Raw genomic sequence first — 16721 nt, 5'->3', positions numbered from 1 at the left:
CACGCTGTCTTTAGGCCCGTTGTTGTTACTTAATCGAATGTGCCGTCGCCTGCGGTGGCGGAGTATTCGCCTTCCCACCGGGCTACTACGACGGTGGCCAAACAGTTGCCGATCACGTTTACGGTTGTCCGGCCCATATCCATGATAGCATCGACGGCGAGAATGGCGGTAGCTTTCTGCGCGTCGAGGTTCATGCCTTCGAGCGTGGATACCAGGATCAGGAACGATGCACCGCGCACGCCGGCGACACCTTTGCTGGTCAGCATGAGGATAAACACCATGTATATCTGTTGCCCAAATGTGAGCTCGACGCCGGTGGCTTGCGCGACGAATACCGATGCCAGGGACAAGTACAGCGTACTGCCATCGAGGTTAAAGCTATAGCCTGTAGGCAATACGAACGATATAATCTTGCGGGGTACACCGAACTTGCCCAGGTTTTCCATGGCGCTGGGCAGTGCGGCCTCGCTGGTGGAGGTGGCAAAGGCGATGGATACCGGCTCGGAGATGGCGCGGATAAATTTCCGGAAGGGCAGCTTGATGATCAAGCCGATCGGTACCAGCACGAGCAGTATAAAGGCAATCAACGCCATGTATAGCGTACCTACCAGCATGAACAGATTCTTGAGCATGCCAAAGCCAAAGGTTGCCACGGAGTAGGCCAACGCCCCGCCCACGGCAAAGGGCGCGACGTACATCACCATGTCGGTAAACTTAAACATGATCTCCGACAGGCTCTCGGCAAAATTCAGCATGGGTTTCTTCTTCGCCTCGTCGGTGATCTTGGCCAAGCCGATGCCGAAGAGCACGCTGAAGACCACGACCTGCAATACATAGTTTTCGGCTACGGCCTTCGCGATGTTCTCGGGGAAGATGTCGAGTATGACGTGGTGTTGGTCCTTGGATTTTTCCTGAGCCCTGAGCTTTTCCGCGCGCTCGACCTGTGCTTGCTGCGGATTCATCTCGGCGCCTTCGCCGGCGCGCGTCAGGTTGATAGCCGCCAGGCCGATGAAGAGGGCCACCGTGGTGACGAGCTCGAAATATAGGATCGCTTTCCAACCCATACGCCCCACCTGTTTGAGGTTGGAGTGTGCGGCGATGCCGACGACGAGGGTAGAGAAGATGAGGGGCGCAATGATGGTTTTGATCAGGCGCAGGAAGATGCTGCTGAGCACGTCGAGGTTCGACGCGATGACCGGAAAGGTAAAGCCCACTTCGCAGCCGATGAACATGCTGGCGATGATCCAGCCGGTCAGGGAGTTTTTCTTAAAGGCCAGCGAGCCGATGGCGCCAAGGGTTATCCAGCGCGAACCGGTCAGGACAAGGTCGGGCAGCGGCGAGGCGTAGACATTCACCAGGTGCAGGGCGAGTGCCAGTGTAAAGAGCACGAAAACCAGCACTGCGTTTGTTTTGAACGTTGTGATCCGGTCGATGGCGGCCAGGAGGACAACTTCCAGGGCCAGCCAGCTGGTGACAAGGAGTGCATAGTCTGGAACGCCGGAGGTTAGAAAATGCGCTATGCGTAGCGCGGCGGCGATGCTAACAGTGGTAACTGCGAGTCGTAAAATGCCCTTTTGTGTCAAGATTACGAGTGGTTTAGGTGAACAACCGTTTGTTTTGAACCGGCAATATAGGAAAAGTTGGGGGCACCGCGGCCAGGGGATTTGCTGGGGGCGAACTTAAATTCGTTAAATTTGTTCCCATCGTATAAACACTAGAACCATGCTACAGGCAGCGCCCAAAAACATACACATCTACCTGGAATCAAACCCCAACCCGAACTCGCTCAAGTTTGTGGTGAATGAAATGCTGGTGCCGGAAACGATGAGCTTCGATTTTCCGGATGTGGCCAGCGCTTCTATTTCGCCGCTCGCGGTCGAGCTGTTCTCGTATCCGTTTGTAGGCCGGGTTTTCTTTGCCAGCAACTTCATTACTATTACCAAGCAAGGTGATGTGGAGTGGCTCGAGATCCAGAACACCATTAAGGATCATATCAAAAAATACCTGGAGGCGGGTAAGTTCATTATCGATATAAAAGAAGGTGACGAGGCTCCGGTGGAAGAAGAGACGGACACGATCCGTAAGATCAAGACGATCCTGGAGGAATACATTCGTCCGGCGGTTGAACAAGACGGTGGCGCCATTACCTACCACTCTTTTAACGACGGCGTGGTGAAGGTGAAGCTGCAGGGTTCTTGCAGCGGTTGTCCTTCGTCGATGGTAACGCTGAAGGCGGGTATTGAAAATCTCTTTACGCGTATGATGCCGGGTGAGATCAAATCCGTAGAAGCTCTGGCGTAACGGAAATCGGAAGAAACAGGTATAAAGAAAAAGGCTCCTTTTGGGAGCCTTTTTACTTATAAAATTAAAAGCGCAATGTCTTATGCCTGAGCTACCGGCTCAACAGAAACGAAAGATTTTTCAGCTCTTCCTTTTTTGAAGACTACTACACCGTTCGTCAGCGCGAACAGGGTGTGGTCTTTGCCAATACCTACGTTTTTGCCCGGGTGGTGTTTAGTACCGCGCTGACGCACGATGATGTTACCGGCAATAACTTTCTGACCACCGAAGATCTTAACGCCAAGGCGTTTGCTTTCTGATTCGCGGCCGTTCTTTACTTTACCTTCGCCTTTTTTATGTGCCATGGATAGAGAATCGTTAAAGGTTAACCAATGCTTTCGATTTGTACTTTCGTGTACTGCTGGCGATGGCCGTTCTTCACGACATAGCCTTTTCTACGTTTCTTTTTGAAGACAATAACTTTATTGCCTTTCACGTGTTCCAGAATCTTACCAGATACGGTAACACCTGCTACAGTAGGGGCGCCAATAGAAATATTACCACCATTATCAACGAGAAGAACCCGGTCAAAGCTTACAGAAGCTCCGGCCTCTCCGTCCATTTTGGGGGCATAGATGTATTGATCTTTAGCCACTTTGAACTGTTTACCTGCAATGTCTACTATCGCGTACATATGCTATTTTAAAATTGGACTGCAAAGATAGGGAAAGAATTGAAAAATTAAGCACCCCGCCCCAGAATACTTCCTGACGTTCTGCGAGATAGAATATCTATCCACATTTTTTCCGCCGTTTATCGTGTTATTTACCCACATTTGCCCCCATTCCAGACCGAAAAAAAAAGTGTTTTTTTTTGGTCGAATCTATACCTCAAATCCACCTGAAAAATCCAGTTACTAACGGGTTATTTTACAGGAACTTATCTTTCCACAATGCATCAACAAGTTATCCACATTCGTTGATTTCAGCTTATAAACCGCGTTTTGATTTTTAGAATGGTTCTATTTCATTTGTACACTTGAAGCTGATCAAGGTCTGGCAGCCGCCGGACTTCTAAAGCAAACAAGATTTTTACAGGTTAAAATTACGGGGGTGTTCGTCTCGACGGATGCCTGCCTTTTGATATTTTGGTTAGACCCATAAACCCTACTTTATTATGAGCCAGAAAGAGCATGATGAACCCATTCTGAAGGAAAACAAGGACCGTTTTGTACTGTTTCCCATTCGTCATCATGATATCTGGAAGTTCTATAAACAGGCGGAGGCCAGCTTCTGGACGGCCGAAGAAATTGACCTGAGCCACGACCTGCGTGACTGGGAGAACCTGAACGACGGCGAGCGCCACTTTATCACCCACGTACTGGCCTTCTTCGCGGCCAGCGACGGTATTGTAAATGAGAACCTGGCCGAGCACTTTGTGGCCGAGGTACAATACACGGAAGCCAAGTTCTTCTACGGCTTTCAGATCGCCATTGAAAATATCCATTCGGAGACCTATTCCCTGCTGATCGATACATATGTAAAAGACGCCAAGGAAAAGGACAAGCTGTTCCATGCGATCGATACCATGGACTGTGTGAAGAAGAAAGCCGACTGGGCACTGCGCTGGATCAACCAGGGTAATTTCCAGGAGCGCCTGATCGCGTTTGCCGCGGTGGAAGGCATTTTCTTTTCGGGGTCTTTCTGCTCCATTTTCTGGCTCAAAAAGCGCGGCCTGATGCCTGGCCTGAGTTTTTCCAATGAATTAATTTCGCGCGACGAAGGTTTGCATTGTGACTTCGCCTGCCACCTGTATACGCAGCACGTTGTGAACAGATTGCCGGAGCAAACGATCACGGACATTATCCGCGACGCCGTGGCGATCGAGAAGGAGTTTGTGACGGATGCCCTGCCGGTAAATCTGATCGGCATGAACTCCACGCAGATGTGCCAATACATCGAGTTTGTTGCCGACCGCCTGCTGGGTGAGCTGGGTTGCAAGAAGATCTACAATGCGACGAATCCGTTCGATTTTATGGATATGATCTCGCTGAGAGGTAAAACCAATTTCTTTGAAAAACGTGTAGCTGAATACCAGAAGGCTGGTGTATTGAAGAGCACGGATAAGGATTCAGCTCCGAAATTTTCTCTGAACGAGGATTTTTAATTATTTTAAGACACTTTTTTAACTTTTCCACAACAACCCTTAACTCCCCCTTTTCCACGATGCTTGTAGTAAAACGCGATGGACACAGAGAGTCGGTAAAATTTGACAAAATCACCGCCCGCATCGAAAAACTCTGCTACGGATTAGATCCGAAGTTCATCAATCCTGTTGAAGTGGCCATGAAGGTGATCAATGGCCTGTATGACGGCGTTTCTACCCAGGAACTGGACAACCTTGCTGCCGAGATTGCTGCAACGTTGACAACCAAACATCCGGACTTTGCCAAGCTGGCAGCCCGTATCGCGGTATCAAACCTGCACAAGGTTACGAGCAAGTCGTTTTCCAGCACGATGAAGCGGCTGTACACGTACGTTGACCCGAAGACGGGCCAGAACGCGCCGCTGGTTTCAAAAGACACCTACCGTGTGATCAAAGAGCATGCAGCCGAGCTGGATGCGGCGATCATTTATGACCGCGACTTTGGTTATGACTACTTCGGGTTCAAGACCCTGGAGCGCTCGTACCTGATGAAGATCGACGGTAAGATCGTCGAGCGTCCGCAGCACCTGCTGATGCGCGTGGCGGTAGGCATTCACGGCGAGGACATCGCCGGTGCGATCGAAACCTACAACCTGCTGTCTGAAAAATGGTTTACCCATGCGACACCGACGTTGTTCAACGCCGGTACGCCCAAGCCGCAGCTGTCTTCATGCTTCCTGCTGACCATGCAGGACGACAGCATCGACGGTATATATGACACCCTGAAGCAATGTGCAAAGATCTCTCAATCCGCCGGTGGAATCGGGTTGAGCATTCACAACATTCGCGCGAAGGGTTCTTACATCAAAGGAACCGGTGGAAACTCAAACGGCATCGTGCCGATGCTGCGTAACTTCGACATGACCGCGCGTTATGTTGACCAGGGCGGTGGAAAGCGCAAGGGTAGCTTCGCCATTTACCTGGAGCCCTGGCACGCCGATATTTTCGACTTCCTGGACATGAAGAAAAACCACGGTAAAGAAGAGATGCGTGCGCGCGATTTGTTCTACGCCCTGTGGATCTCCGACCTGTTCATGAAGCGTGTGGAAAACAACGAAATGTGGTCGTTGTTCTGCCCGAACGAAGCACCCGGCCTGGCCGAAGTGTGGGGCGAGGACTTCGAGCGCTTGTATGAAAAATATGAAAAAGAAGGACGCTACCGTCGTCAGGTGAAAGCACAAGACCTGTGGTTCGAAGTGCTGGAGTCGCAGATCGAGACCGGTACGCCGTACATTCTGTATAAAGATGCCGCGAACCGTAAGTCGAACCAGAAGAACCTGGGTACGATCAAGTCGAGCAACCTGTGTACCGAGATCATCGAGTACACGGCCCCCGACGAAGTGGCGGTATGTAACCTGGCGTCGATCGCGCTGCCGAAGTTTGTAACAGAGGAAGGTCGTTTCGATCACCAGAAGCTGTACGAGATCACCAAGGTAGCGACACGCAACCTGAACAAGGTGATCGACATCAACTACTACCCGGTGCCGGAAGCGCGCAACTCCAACCTGCGTCACCGCCCGATCGGGTTGGGTGTACAAGGCCTTGCCGACGTGTTCATCATGCTGCGCATGCCGTTCGACTCAGAAGAGGCACGCCGCCTGAACGAAGATATTTTCGAGACCATCTACTTCGGCGCCATGGAAGCTTCTATGGAGCAATCGAAGATCCACGGTCCGTACGAAACCTTCAAAGGTTCGCCGGTATCGAAAGGTATCTTCCAGTTCGATATGTGGGGTATTTCGCCGAAGAGCGGCCGCTGGGATTGGGAAAACCTGAAGCGCGAAGTGAAGCAGCACGGTGTGCGCAACTCGCTGCTGGTGGCCCCGATGCCGACTGCCTCTACGTCGCAGATCCTCGGTAACAACGAGTGCTTTGAGCCGTATACATCGAACATCTACACCCGTCGTACCCTGTCGGGCGAATTCATCATCGTGAACAAACACCTGATGAAGGACCTGATGAGCCTCGGCCTGTGGAGCGAAACCATGCGTCAGAAACTGATCGCGGCGAACGGTTCCGTACAAGGCATCCCGGAGATTCCGCAGAACATCAAAGATATCTATAAGACTGTATGGGAAATTTCTCAGAAGGCCATTATCGATATGTCTGCCGACCGCGGTGCTTACATCTGCCAGTCGCAGAGCCTCAACATCCACTTGACGAACCCGAACTTCGGCAAGCTGACGTCGATGCACTTCTACGCCTGGAAGAAAGGCCTGAAGACCGGCATGTACTACCTGCGCACAACGGCTGCAGCAGATGCCATCAAGTTTACGCTGGACAAAACAGCGGTGGCAGAACCGGCAGCCGTGGCGGCTTCGGCAGAAGGTTCTGACGTGGTAACAGTAGCAGAACCGGTAGTAGCCGATGCACACCAGCAGACGCTGGCCTATGGCAGCACAATGTCTGAATATGAGCAAAAGCTTTCGGACATGGCTTGCTCGCTCGATAACCCCGATGCGTGCGAGGCTTGTGGTAGCTAATTGCGAGAGACCATAAAGAGAAAGCCCGGCCAAATTGGTCGGGCTTTTTGTTTTTTGTCCCGCTTCGCGGGGAAACGGCAGTCACCGATTGCATACAGTCGCGGGCACTCCCGATAGCCATCGGGACCGCACTGCGTGCTTAAACTTGCGCCAGGTCCATGGCAACCACCAATCTATTTATTGGCCGGGCCCTTTACGAGGTCGCGGAGGCAGTCGATCCAGGTGGGGCTGTCGTTGAGGCTTTCGACCAGTTGTACCTTCTGGCCGCCGTGTTCGTGGAAGATCTCCTGGTATTCGTCGCCGATTTCGATGATGGTTTCGAGGCAGTCGGCGGTGAACGCCGGGGAGAACACCAGGATCTTTTTCATGCCTTTGTCGCCGCATTGGCGCACGACTTCGTCGGAGAAGGGCATGAGCCATTTTTTGTCCAGGCGTGACTGGAAGCAGACGGTATATTTTTCGGCGGGTATGTTCAGCTTGGCGGCCAGCAGGCGGGTGGTGGCGTAGCAGGTCGCTTTGTAGCAGTATTGGTTTTCTTCGTTGACGGTGTGCTGGCAGTCGTGCCGGGCGCAGGCGCCGTCGTCGTGCACTTTGTCCACCTGGCGCTCGGGCAGGCCGTGGTAGGAGAATAGCACGTGGTCGTAGTCGGCTATGTTGTATTTGCGGCCGCGCTCGGCAAAGGCTTCAATAAAGAGCGGGTGGTCGTAATACTGGGAGATGAACTTTACTTCGGGTATGACCCACCAGGTGCGCAGCACGCGCATGACTTCGTCGTGGGCGGAGCCGGTGGAGGCGGAAGCATACTGCGGGAACATGGGCAGCACGATGATCTTTTCGTAATGCTTTTTGCGCATCGTCTCCAGCACTGCCGGAATCGACGGGTTTTTATAGCGCATGGCCAGGTGCACCTCGTAGTCGCTGCCGAGCGAGTCTTCGAGCAGGGTCTTGACGCGCTCGCTGTAAAACAGCAGGGGAGAGCCGTTGGCGGTCCACAGCTTCTGGTAGATCTTAGCCGACTTGGGGGCCCGGAACGGCACGATGATGAGGTTTACCAGGATTTTGCGCAGCAGCCACGGGATGTCTATGACCCGCGGGTCGTTCAGGAACTGCGACAGGTAGGAGCGGACATCGCTTACCGAGGGGCTGTCGGGCGTACCCAGATTGATCAGGAGGACTCCGGTTTTGCTTTTCATGTGTTTTCTTCGGGCTGCAAGTTTAGCGATAAACAAGCATCCATAAAAAGAAGTTTGGTGAAACGCCCCGGCCGGCTATTTCAGGATGGGGGCCCGCCGGAAGGGTTTGGTCTCGTCAAACAGCTTGCGGTACGTGGCGTGACGTTTAGACACCTCGCCGCCCACCTGTTCCACGACCAGGATCATTTTGGGATTGAAGTCGCCGATCCAGTTCATTTCGTACTGCGTGTAGCGACCGTCGGGTTGCAGCACGTCGCGGGCGTAGGTGATCATGGCGCCGTCTGCACCTTTGCCCTGGTGCTCGGGCACCACGCCGAACAAAATGCCAAAGGCCTTCTTATTTGTTTTCAGCAGCGTATGCCATACGAACTTGAGCTTGCCCAGCCAGTTCATTTTGCCGTTGACGTATTTGAAGATCTGGTTGATCTCCGGCAGCGACAGAAAGAATGATATGGGCTCGCCTTTGTAGAAGCCAAAGTACAGCAGCTTGGGGTCGAGTATGGGCTTCATCTGCTGCACCAGCAGTTTGGCCTGTGCCATCGTCAGCTCGGGATTTTCAGAGCGATTCGCCCACGCCTTGTTGTACACGGTCAGCAGGTATTCGGGTAGTTTGTCCAGCTCCTGCTTTTGCAGGTAGCGGAAGTCGTAGTTGGGATCACGCCGGCAGAGCGCTGCTTTTTCATCCAGCCGGGGCGACAACGGGCCCTGTACCCCGCGCGCATAGGTCAGCTGGTAGAAGTATACCTGAAAGCCGTAGGCTTCGAAGAAGTCTTTGTAGTACGGGAAGTTATAGTTGCACTGGTAGTTGGGCTCGCGGTCAAACCCTTCGATGAGCAACCCCCACCAGCGGTCGCGGCTGCCAAAGTTGACGGGGCCGTCCATGGCTTCCATACCTTTAGACTGTAACCAGGTCTTGCATTGGTCCAGCAGGACGAAGGCGGCGGCGCGGTCTTCGATACACTCAAAGAACCCCATGCCTCCGGTAGGCTGATCGTTGCCTTTGTGTACGATCTTATCGTTGACAAAGGCGGCTACGCGGCCGATAGTCTGGCCGGCGTCGCCCTGCAGCAGCCAACGTACACACGTACCGTGGCGAAAGGCCTTGTTTTTTTCAGGATCAAAGACATTATCTATATCGGCGTCGAGGGGACGTATCCAAACCGGATGATCTTTGTATAGCCGTACGGCAAACTCAATAAATTCACGCGCGTGTGCCGCCGTGGTAACTTCTACGATCTTCATGACTGCTCATCCACTGCCTGGGGAGTGTTCACCAGGACGATGTTACTGATGCGGTTGGGTAAGATAATGCTGAACCGTGTACCCTGGCCCACCTGGCTGGAGACATTGATCTGTCCTCCCAGTTTATCCACCGCGTTCTTGACGATATATAATCCAATACCCGAACCATCCGATTGCTCGGTGGCGCGGTAAAACATTTCAAAGATCTTGGCCAGGCTTACTTCGTCAATGCCGATGCCGTTGTCGGAGAAGGTGATCTCGGCGCGGCGCTGGTCGATCAGTATTTTTATACGGATCTCCGGCCGCTCGAGGTTCATCTGCCGGTATTTGATGGCGTTGGAAATAAGGTTGCGGAAGATCTCGGAAATACGCCAGGGGTCGCTATAAAAAGCGATACCCGAGATTTTGACGCTGCGCTCCATGTCTTTCGCACCTTGCAGGTAGTTCAGGTCTTTGAACGTACGGTCGATGATCTGTTCGAAGTCTACCTGGCTGGTGGTGACATCCATCTTCAGGTTCTTGGAGTGACTGAGGACGTCGCCGATGAAATGGTCGAGGTGCTCTACCTTCTCGCCGATGATGTCAATGTAGTCCATCGGGTTGTCGGTATTGCCCGGCAGGCGTGCCAGGTTCACCAGGCCCAGGATAGACGACAGCGGTGCGCGCAGGTCGTGCGATACTTTATAGACAAAGTTGTCGAGCTCTGTATTTCTGATCTTGAGCTCTTCTTCTACTTTCTTGCGATCGGTAAAATCGACATATACTCCATAGATGCCGATGGTCTGGTTTTCCATCGTCACGGGCATGCCGTAGAGGATGACGTTTACCAGCTTGCCGCTGCGGTGCTTGCGAATGGTTTCGATGCTCACGATGCGGCTGCTGGTGATGAGGTTGTTGAGGTCGACGCCTTCGTGCACCAGTTCTTCGGGTACAATAAAGTCGTTAATGCTTTTGCCTTTCAGCTCGTCGAGCGTAAAGCCGAACATCTCTTCAAAGCCTTTGTTGACCTGCTCTACTTTGCCGGTCTCCGTCAGCAGCACCACCGCCATGGGCACGTTCTGGAACAGCTGTGCCAGCAGTGTTTCGTTTTTCTTGATGCGCTCTTCGGTCTGCTTGCGCTCGGTAATGTCGCGGAAAATTACCTGTACGCAGGCTTCACCTTGAAAGGTAAAGGGCGATGCCATCGTTTCGACATCGATCACGCGTCCGTCCATGCGTACATATTGTTGCTCGACCATCGGCGAAGGCAAGCCTTCGGCGACTTCGCGCATGCGGCGCATAATGCGCGGGTGATATTCGGGGTGTACGAAGTTCAGGACGTCGGTACCGAGCAGGCCTTGCGATTTTTTTGCCCCGAGTATTTGGTGTGCCTGTACGTTGGCGAAGATGAGCTTGCCTTGTTTGTGGATGACCACGCCGATGGGTAGCCGCTCGACAAGGTTGAGGTAGCGCAGCTCCGTTTCGCGGGCGGAGGCTTTGCGTTCGGTAATATCTTGTATAACACCGCGGCGAACGATGGTGCCGTCGGGGGCTACGGCATGGTTGGCGCGGGCTTCGATCCAGACGATGTCGCCGCGTACCTGTACGCGGCCTTCCCAGTGCCAGTCACGGCCTTCTTGTAAGCTTTGTTCAACAGAAGCGGTAAGACCGGGACGATCGTCTTCGTGTATGATCGCTTCCAGTACAGACGCATCCTCCATTACCTTTTTGGGAGATACTCCTAAAATGGGCTCAGCAGATTCACTCATGAACGTAAACCGGCTTATTCCATCCGGATACACTGTGTACTCATAAATTACAGCGGGTAGGTTCCTGATGAGGTCCTGCATAGGTTTAGGAGGGCAAACGCATTGACATAAAGGTTTACAGGAGAGTTCGAGGGTTATTAACTCCGCAAGATAACGCTAAGCCCTATAAAAACAATGTGGATATAGCGTTTCTCCAAATAATGTACGTTTGAAACAAATACAGCGGTGTTTTTTTTCGCTATGCGCTCATTTCTTTCAACCACCGCTTGGCGTCGGCCAGCACATCAAAATAACGCACATATACTTTCTCGGAGCCTTCGGTCATTTCGCGGATCGTGAGCTGGGTAAACTTGTTAGACGGCATGACGATGGCCAGGTAGTGTATGCCGGCAGCTTCCATGGCAGGCATGACGTTCTCCTTGAAATAGCGCACGTCTTCATCCAGTACCGGGCCGGCGGTGCGGCTGTCGGTAAGCATGTGAAGTTTGGGAAAATTGGCTTTTTCACGCTGCAACAGCTCCAGTCGTTTTAGCTGGACGAGCTGGTAGTGTTCGCTGAAGCGTGGAATGCCGTTTAGCGTGACCTGAATGCAGGGAATGGAGGCATCCAGCTCAATGGTTGCGTACTCATCCTGGTAATACGGACTTGCCATACAGTAAAAGGGCTTTTGCCGGTTTTGGGCGTGCAAGTTTAGCTACAATTTATGAAGTTGTAAAATTATTGGTGACAATCACCTTATAACCTCGTCAGAAGTGTAAACTAATTTTTTACATATATTTGTCAAAGGTTACTTATTGCGTTATGGTACCTGTCGAAATCGGACAAAAAGTCAAAGAAGTCTTTGACAGCAAGCAAATGAAACTGACGGATTTTGCGGATTCCCTGGGAACCGTCCGCCAGAACGTGTATCGTATTTTTCGCAAGCGCCATTTAGATACGGGGCTTTTGCTAAAAATATCCCAAGTATTGGAACATAATTTTTTCCAATACTATGTGGACCCGCATGCGGCCGCCCAGGCCGCGCCAAATGCCGCTTTCCCAGCGGATTTTGAGGAGCAATTGGCGCTTTCCCGCAAGGAAATAGACTACCTCCACAAGATCATTAAGCTGATGGAGGAGAAATCGCAGCTCATCCAGGAGCTGGAGGCAAAAGAAATGAAGCTTTATTGATGCAGGCGCTCTACGCGCACCGCAAAATAGGGGGTGTCACCCCGCCAGGGAAAGCGTGCGTACCGCTTGATGTAATACAGGTTTACGCGTTCGCCGCTCAGGGCTACCTGCTGTAGTTGTTTAATAAGCTCCTGGTCGCCCTTTTCGACCGAAAAGTCAAAAGATTCTGCTATCGGACTGGCGCCGCGCAGGGCTCCAAAGGTTTCGAGGTTGATTTTGCCTTCGTAGGTTTTGAACAGAACTCCTTTTTCGCTTACCCGCAGGATCTTGCCGGCCATGACGCCGTCTTCGTACGTGCCCCAATAATAAAAGGAGAATATCACAAAGCCCACTACCAATGCGGCGAGCAGGGCGATCCGGACGATCTTTTTCGTGGTGCGTTTTACTTGGGTGCCGAAACTTTGCGGTTCCATGGGGGTAGGAGATTTGACTGCAAGGTAGCAATGTTTTAAAAGATGTAAGTCTTTGTTTCTTTTGCAGTCCGTATGGCAAAAAAATACCGCATCGCAATCCTGGCGTCAGGCAGCGGCACCAATGCAGCAAACCTCTTTTCTTACTTTCAGCATCACCCTACGATCGAAGTCGTCCTGTTACTGAGCAACAACCCGGCGGCTTTTGCGCTGGAGCGCGCCCGGCAGGCGGGCATCGAGGCCAAGGTGTTTGATCGTCAGCAGTTTCGCGATACACCCGAAGTGGTGCGGTGGCTGCAGGAGCGGGGCGTGACCCACGTGGTGCTGGCGGGGTTCCTGTGGTTGATCCCCACCAGCCTGATCCAGGCGTACCCGGACCGCATCGTGAATATCCACCCGGCGCTGCTGCCGGCGTATGGCGGCAAGGGGATGTACGGCATGAACGTGCACACGGCCGTGAAGCAGGCCGGCGAGGCAGAGACCGGTATTACCATTCACGCGGTGAACGAGCATTACGACGAGGGCACCATCTTGTTCCAGGCGCGCTGTGTGTTAACTCCGGACGATACGCCCGAGGCTATTGCGGTAAAGGTGCATGCATTGGAGTACGAGCATTACCCACCGCAGATCGAGCGTTGGGTGTTGGGTGACAAGGAGAACGATTAGGCGTTACGCCACCCGGATGCGGGTGAGGCCTTTTTGCGAGTCGATCTTCACCTCAAAGAACTTCGTGATGAAGGAGCTCAGGCGCAGGCCGGCCATCTGGGGCGTGTAGTCTTCGGGATAGAACACGGTCAGCTCGAGGATGGCGCGCAGGAATTGTTCGTGGCGGCAAAACTCTTTGGTCCATTGGCGGAACATTGCCGGCCACTCGTCCTGGTATTTTTCGTGCGGGTCACGACCGTCGAAGATAAACTCCAGTTGGTTGTCGCTGTAATACTTGAAACGGTATACGCCTGCCAGGAGGAGATAGAACTCGTGCAAATGGTCGTAGTTGCTGGTAGGATGTTCCTGAATACGCAGCGTGGTCTCGTCGACAATACCCAGGGGGTTGAACCGCAACAGGTAGGCTACCTTGACATAGTCAACCATGTACTGCAGGAGGTTGTTTTCCAGGGAGACCTGTACCTGCTCAAGTACATAATTCTTATCTCGCGGAAAAAACTTTCGATGCACGGCGTAATTACAGTTAATTGCCAAAGTTAAATAAAACCGTCGAGCCTTGTATAGGCATGTGCCATATTTACTTTAAAAAACCAGACCACCTAAAATTCGTCGGCACTGGCCGAGGCGAATGACTGTTGATAGCGTTTTGGTACGACCGGTTCCAGCATGGCCCCGACCTTGACGGAGGGGTATATCTGCTCGAGGGTACGCACTTTATTGGTAAACACGCGGCGGCTGATCTGGTGGCGGTTTAGCTTGGCCGGGTTGTCGAGACCGGCGGCGGCCAGCAGCTCTACAAAGCTTTCGACGGTATACTTATGGAAGTTGGCCACCCGGGTGCGCTTGTCGGCAATGTCGAGGCCCTTCATCAGCTCGGGATTTTGGGTAGCCACCCCGGTCGGACACGTATTCTTATGACACTCCAACGCCTGAATGCAACCAACCGCCATCATCATGGCGCGGGCGCTGTTGCAGTAGTCTGCCCCCAGGGCCACGGCCCGGATCATCTGGAAGCCTGTCAGGATCTTTCCCGAGGCGCCGATGCGAATGTGCTGGCGGATGTTGAAGCCTTTCAGCATGTTATCGACAAAGGCCAGGCCGTCGAGCAACGGCATGCCTACGAAGTTGGAGAACTCGGGCGGCGCCGCGCCGGTACCGCCTTCGCCACCGTCTACGGTGATGAAGTCGGGATAAATGTCCAGGGACACCATGGCCTTGCAGATGGAAATGAACTCGCTCTTGCGGCCGATACATAACTTAAAGCCCACGGGCTTGCCGTCAGACAGCTCGCGCAGCTTCTGAATGAACAGAACCAGCTCGCGCGGGGTCTTAAAGGCACTGTGGTACGGCGGCGAGAACACCGTCGTGCCGGCCTTCACTCCGCGGATGGCGGCAATCTCGGGCGTGTTCTTTTTACCGGGCAAGATGCCCCCGTGACCGGGCTTGGCGCCTTGTGACATCTTGAGCTCGATCATCTTTACCTCGGGGTGGGCGGCGTTCTTGCGGAAGGCCTCCGGCGAGAAATTCCCGGCCTCGTCGCGGGCGCCAAAATAGCCTGTGCCGATCTGCCAGATCAGGTCGCCACCATTCTTGAGGTGGTACGGGCTCAGGCCGCCTTCGCCCGTGTTGTGGGCAAAGCCGCCGATCTTGGCGCCGGAGTTCAGGGCTTCGATGGCATTACCGCTCAGCGAGCCAAAGCTCATGGCGGATATATTCAGCACGCTGGCGGCGTACGGTTGTTTACAGTCGCGGTTGCCGATCTGCACGCGCGGGCTATGATTCATGCTGTGAAAATCGTGCGGTACGATAGAGTGGCTCATCCACTCATAACCCTCGGCATAGACGTTCATTTGTGTACCAAACGGAGTAGTGTCCACCTGACGCTTGGCCCGTTGGTAGATCACGGAGCGGTCGTTGCGGTTGATGGGCGCGCCGTCGGTATCAGACTCGACAAAGTACTGCTGGATCTTCGGCCGCATGTCTTCAAAGACATAGCGCAGCCGCCCCAGCAACGGAAAGTTGCGTTTGATGGATTGTTTCTTTTGTACGATGTCTTGTACGCCCATGATTATGAGCGGGGCTACGAGCAGGAAGCCGAAGAGTGCGTCGATCCAGAAATAGGCCCAGAGGAGGAGGAGCGCAGTAACTGCGATGCTGCTATAGATGAAGATCTTTCTCATATAGAACTCAGGATAAATCAAATATAATAAAAAGAGCAGGACGGCCAGTCCGTTAGGGCGTACTGTCGAACAGTCCGGGGCCTTTGCTGGGTGGGGGTGCCAGCTTGAGGTGGCGGTAGGCCATGTCGGTCGTTTCGCGACCACGCGAAGTACGTTTGAGGTACCCTTCCTGAATGAGGAAGGGTTCATATACTTCTTCGATGGTCTCGGCTTCTTCGCCCACCGCCGTGGCGATGGTCGTAAGTCCGACGGGGCCACCCTTAAATTTCTCGATGATGGTCTGGAGAATGCGGTTGTCCATTTCGTCCAGGCCGTTCTCGTCTACATCCAGCGCTGTGAGGGCGATCTGGGCAATGGCCTTGGTGATCGTACCATCGCCTTTGATCTGTGCGAAGTCGCGCGTGCGGCGCAACAACGTATTGGCAATGCGCGGGGTGCCCCGGCTGCGGCGGGCGATCTCGTAGGCCGCGTCTTCGTCAATGGGCGTTTTCAGGATCTGCGCCGAGCGGTTCACAATGCGCGTGAGCAGCTTGGAGTCGTAGTACTCCAACCGGGCGTTGATGCCGAAGCGTGCGCGGAGCGGCGACGTAAGCAGGCCGGCACGTGTCGTGGCGCCGATCAGGGTGAACGGGTTCAGGCCGATCTGTACCGAGCGCGCATTGGGGCCGGAGTCGAGCATGATGTCGATCCGGAAGTCTTCCATGGCCGAGTATAGGTATTCTTCTACCACCGGGTTGAGCCGGTGGATCTCGTCGATGAACAGTACGTCGTTGGTCTCGAGGTTGGTGAGCAGGCCGGCCAGGTCGCTGGGCTTGTCCAGTACGGGGCCGGACGTGATCTTGATGTTGGCCTGCAGCTCGTTGGCGATGATGTTCGAAAGGGTGGTCTTGCCCAGGCCCGGAGGGCCGTGCAGTAAGACGTGGTCCAGGGACTCGCCGCGTTGTTTGGCGGCCAGTACAAAGACCTGTATGTTTTCGACGACCTTGTGCTGGCCGGTAAAGTCTTCAAAGGACAGGGGGCGCAAAGCCTTTTCAAACTCCTTCTCCGTTGCATTCAATCCGCCTCCGTCGCTTTTCAGGTAATCTTCGCGCATAGTACCGTTTGTGTTCACGAAGGTAGCAATTCTACGTTCTCCAACGCCAAC

The 16721-nt window shown here is 53.4% G+C and carries 16 protein-coding genes; 5 read left to right on the top strand and 11 right to left on the bottom strand.

Annotation, left to right across the window (positions count from 1 at the left end; genetic code table 11):
• Positions 1 to 29: 29 nt before the first annotated feature.
• Positions 30 to 1583 (bottom strand): dicarboxylate/amino acid:cation symporter, encoded by a 1554-nt coding sequence (locus KK078_RS12775; protein ID WP_254090664.1) that lies wholly within the window; start codon positions 1581 to 1583, stop codon positions 30 to 32.
• A 139-nt stretch (positions 1584 to 1722) separates the two neighbouring features.
• Here KK078_RS12775 and KK078_RS12770 point away from each other — a divergent pair, with 139 nt between their 5' ends.
• Positions 1723 to 2301, top strand: coding sequence for a NifU family protein (locus KK078_RS12770; protein WP_254090663.1), 579 nt, complete (start codon positions 1723 to 1725; stop codon positions 2299 to 2301).
• An 80-nt stretch (positions 2302 to 2381) separates the two neighbouring features.
• On the opposite strand, the gene rpmA is transcribed toward KK078_RS12770, so the two are convergent.
• Positions 2382 to 2645 (bottom strand): 50S ribosomal protein L27, encoded by a 264-nt coding sequence (gene rpmA / locus KK078_RS12765; RefSeq protein WP_254090662.1) that lies wholly within the window; start codon positions 2643 to 2645, stop codon positions 2382 to 2384.
• A 20-nt stretch (positions 2646 to 2665) separates the two neighbouring features.
• The gene (rplU, locus tag KK078_RS12760) at positions 2666 to 2974 is read right to left on the bottom strand and encodes a 50S ribosomal protein L21 (RefSeq protein ID WP_254090661.1); all 309 of its coding nucleotides are present in this window, start codon (positions 2972 to 2974) and stop codon (positions 2666 to 2668) included.
• A 482-nt stretch (positions 2975 to 3456) separates the two neighbouring features.
• On the opposite strand from rplU, the gene KK078_RS12755 reads away from it, so the two are divergent.
• Both KK078_RS12755 and KK078_RS12750 read left to right on the top strand, forming a co-directional pair.
• Positions 3457 to 4446 (top strand): ribonucleotide-diphosphate reductase subunit beta, encoded by a 990-nt coding sequence (locus tag KK078_RS12755; RefSeq protein ID WP_254090660.1) that lies wholly within the window; start codon positions 3457 to 3459, stop codon positions 4444 to 4446.
• 59 nt (positions 4447 to 4505) lie between these two features.
• The gene (locus KK078_RS12750; RefSeq protein WP_254090659.1) at positions 4506 to 6968 is read left to right on the top strand and encodes a ribonucleoside-diphosphate reductase subunit alpha; all 2463 of its coding nucleotides are present in this window, start codon (positions 4506 to 4508) and stop codon (positions 6966 to 6968) included.
• Positions 6969 to 7141: 173 nt separating this feature from the next.
• Here the strand turns inward: KK078_RS12750 and hemH are convergent, their stop codons facing one another.
• The 4 genes from hemH to KK078_RS12730 form a co-directional block, all read right to left on the bottom strand.
• Positions 7142 to 8161 carry a ferrochelatase gene (gene hemH, locus KK078_RS12745; protein WP_254090658.1) on the bottom strand — a complete coding sequence of 340 codons (1020 nt, stop codon included), beginning with the start codon at positions 8159 to 8161 and terminating at the stop codon, positions 7142 to 7144.
• A 75-nt stretch (positions 8162 to 8236) separates the two neighbouring features.
• Positions 8237 to 9403, bottom strand: coding sequence for a hypothetical protein (locus KK078_RS12740; protein ID WP_254090657.1), 1167 nt, complete (start codon positions 9401 to 9403; stop codon positions 8237 to 8239).
• The gene (locus KK078_RS12735; protein WP_262898669.1) at positions 9400 to 11232 is read right to left on the bottom strand and encodes a PAS domain-containing sensor histidine kinase; all 1833 of its coding nucleotides are present in this window, start codon (positions 11230 to 11232) and stop codon (positions 9400 to 9402) included. Before KK078_RS12735 ends, KK078_RS12740 begins: the two co-directional genes overlap by 4 nt.
• Before the next feature lie 157 nt (positions 11233 to 11389).
• On the bottom strand, positions 11390 to 11803 hold the full coding sequence (locus tag KK078_RS12730) for a hypothetical protein (protein WP_254090655.1): 414 nt from the start codon (positions 11801 to 11803) through the stop codon (positions 11390 to 11392).
• Positions 11804 to 11952: 149 nt separating this feature from the next.
• Between KK078_RS12730 and KK078_RS12725 the strand changes: the two genes are divergently transcribed.
• Entirely contained in the window at positions 11953 to 12321 is a 369-nt protein-coding gene (locus KK078_RS12725) for a hypothetical protein (protein WP_254090654.1), read from the top strand.
• Here KK078_RS12725 and KK078_RS12720 read toward each other — a convergent pair.
• Positions 12315 to 12734 (bottom strand): hypothetical protein, encoded by a 420-nt coding sequence (locus KK078_RS12720; protein WP_254090653.1) that lies wholly within the window; start codon positions 12732 to 12734, stop codon positions 12315 to 12317. The two genes, KK078_RS12725 and KK078_RS12720, sit on opposite strands and share 7 nt — an antisense overlap.
• 72 nt (positions 12735 to 12806) lie before the next feature.
• Here KK078_RS12720 and purN point away from each other — a divergent pair, with 72 nt between their 5' ends.
• Positions 12807 to 13397 carry a phosphoribosylglycinamide formyltransferase gene (purN, locus tag KK078_RS12715; protein ID WP_254090652.1) on the top strand — a complete coding sequence of 197 codons (591 nt, stop codon included), beginning with the start codon at positions 12807 to 12809 and terminating at the stop codon, positions 13395 to 13397.
• Positions 13398 to 13400: 3 nt separating this feature from the next.
• Here purN and KK078_RS12710 read toward each other — a convergent pair whose 3' ends face one another.
• From KK078_RS12710 to ruvB, 3 genes are all read right to left on the bottom strand, one after another.
• A complete protein-coding gene (locus tag KK078_RS12710) occupies positions 13401 to 13907 on the bottom strand; it encodes a hypothetical protein (protein WP_254090651.1) in 507 nt (168 codons plus the stop codon).
• Between the two features lie 89 nt (positions 13908 to 13996).
• On the bottom strand, positions 13997 to 15577 hold the full coding sequence (locus tag KK078_RS12705) for an FMN-binding glutamate synthase family protein (RefSeq protein WP_254090650.1): 1581 nt from the start codon (positions 15575 to 15577) through the stop codon (positions 13997 to 13999).
• Positions 15578 to 15629: 52 nt separating this feature from the next.
• The gene (gene ruvB, locus KK078_RS12700) at positions 15630 to 16670 is read right to left on the bottom strand and encodes a Holliday junction branch migration DNA helicase RuvB (RefSeq protein WP_254090649.1); all 1041 of its coding nucleotides are present in this window, start codon (positions 16668 to 16670) and stop codon (positions 15630 to 15632) included.
• Positions 16671 to 16721: the final 51 nt, after the last annotated feature.

The sequence above is a fragment of the Dawidia soli genome (assembly GCF_018598185.1).
GTDB classification, from domain to species: Bacteria; Bacteroidota; Bacteroidia; order Cytophagales; family Cyclobacteriaceae; genus Ohtaekwangia; species Ohtaekwangia soli.
This window is presented reverse-complemented; position numbering and strand designations above follow the sequence as displayed.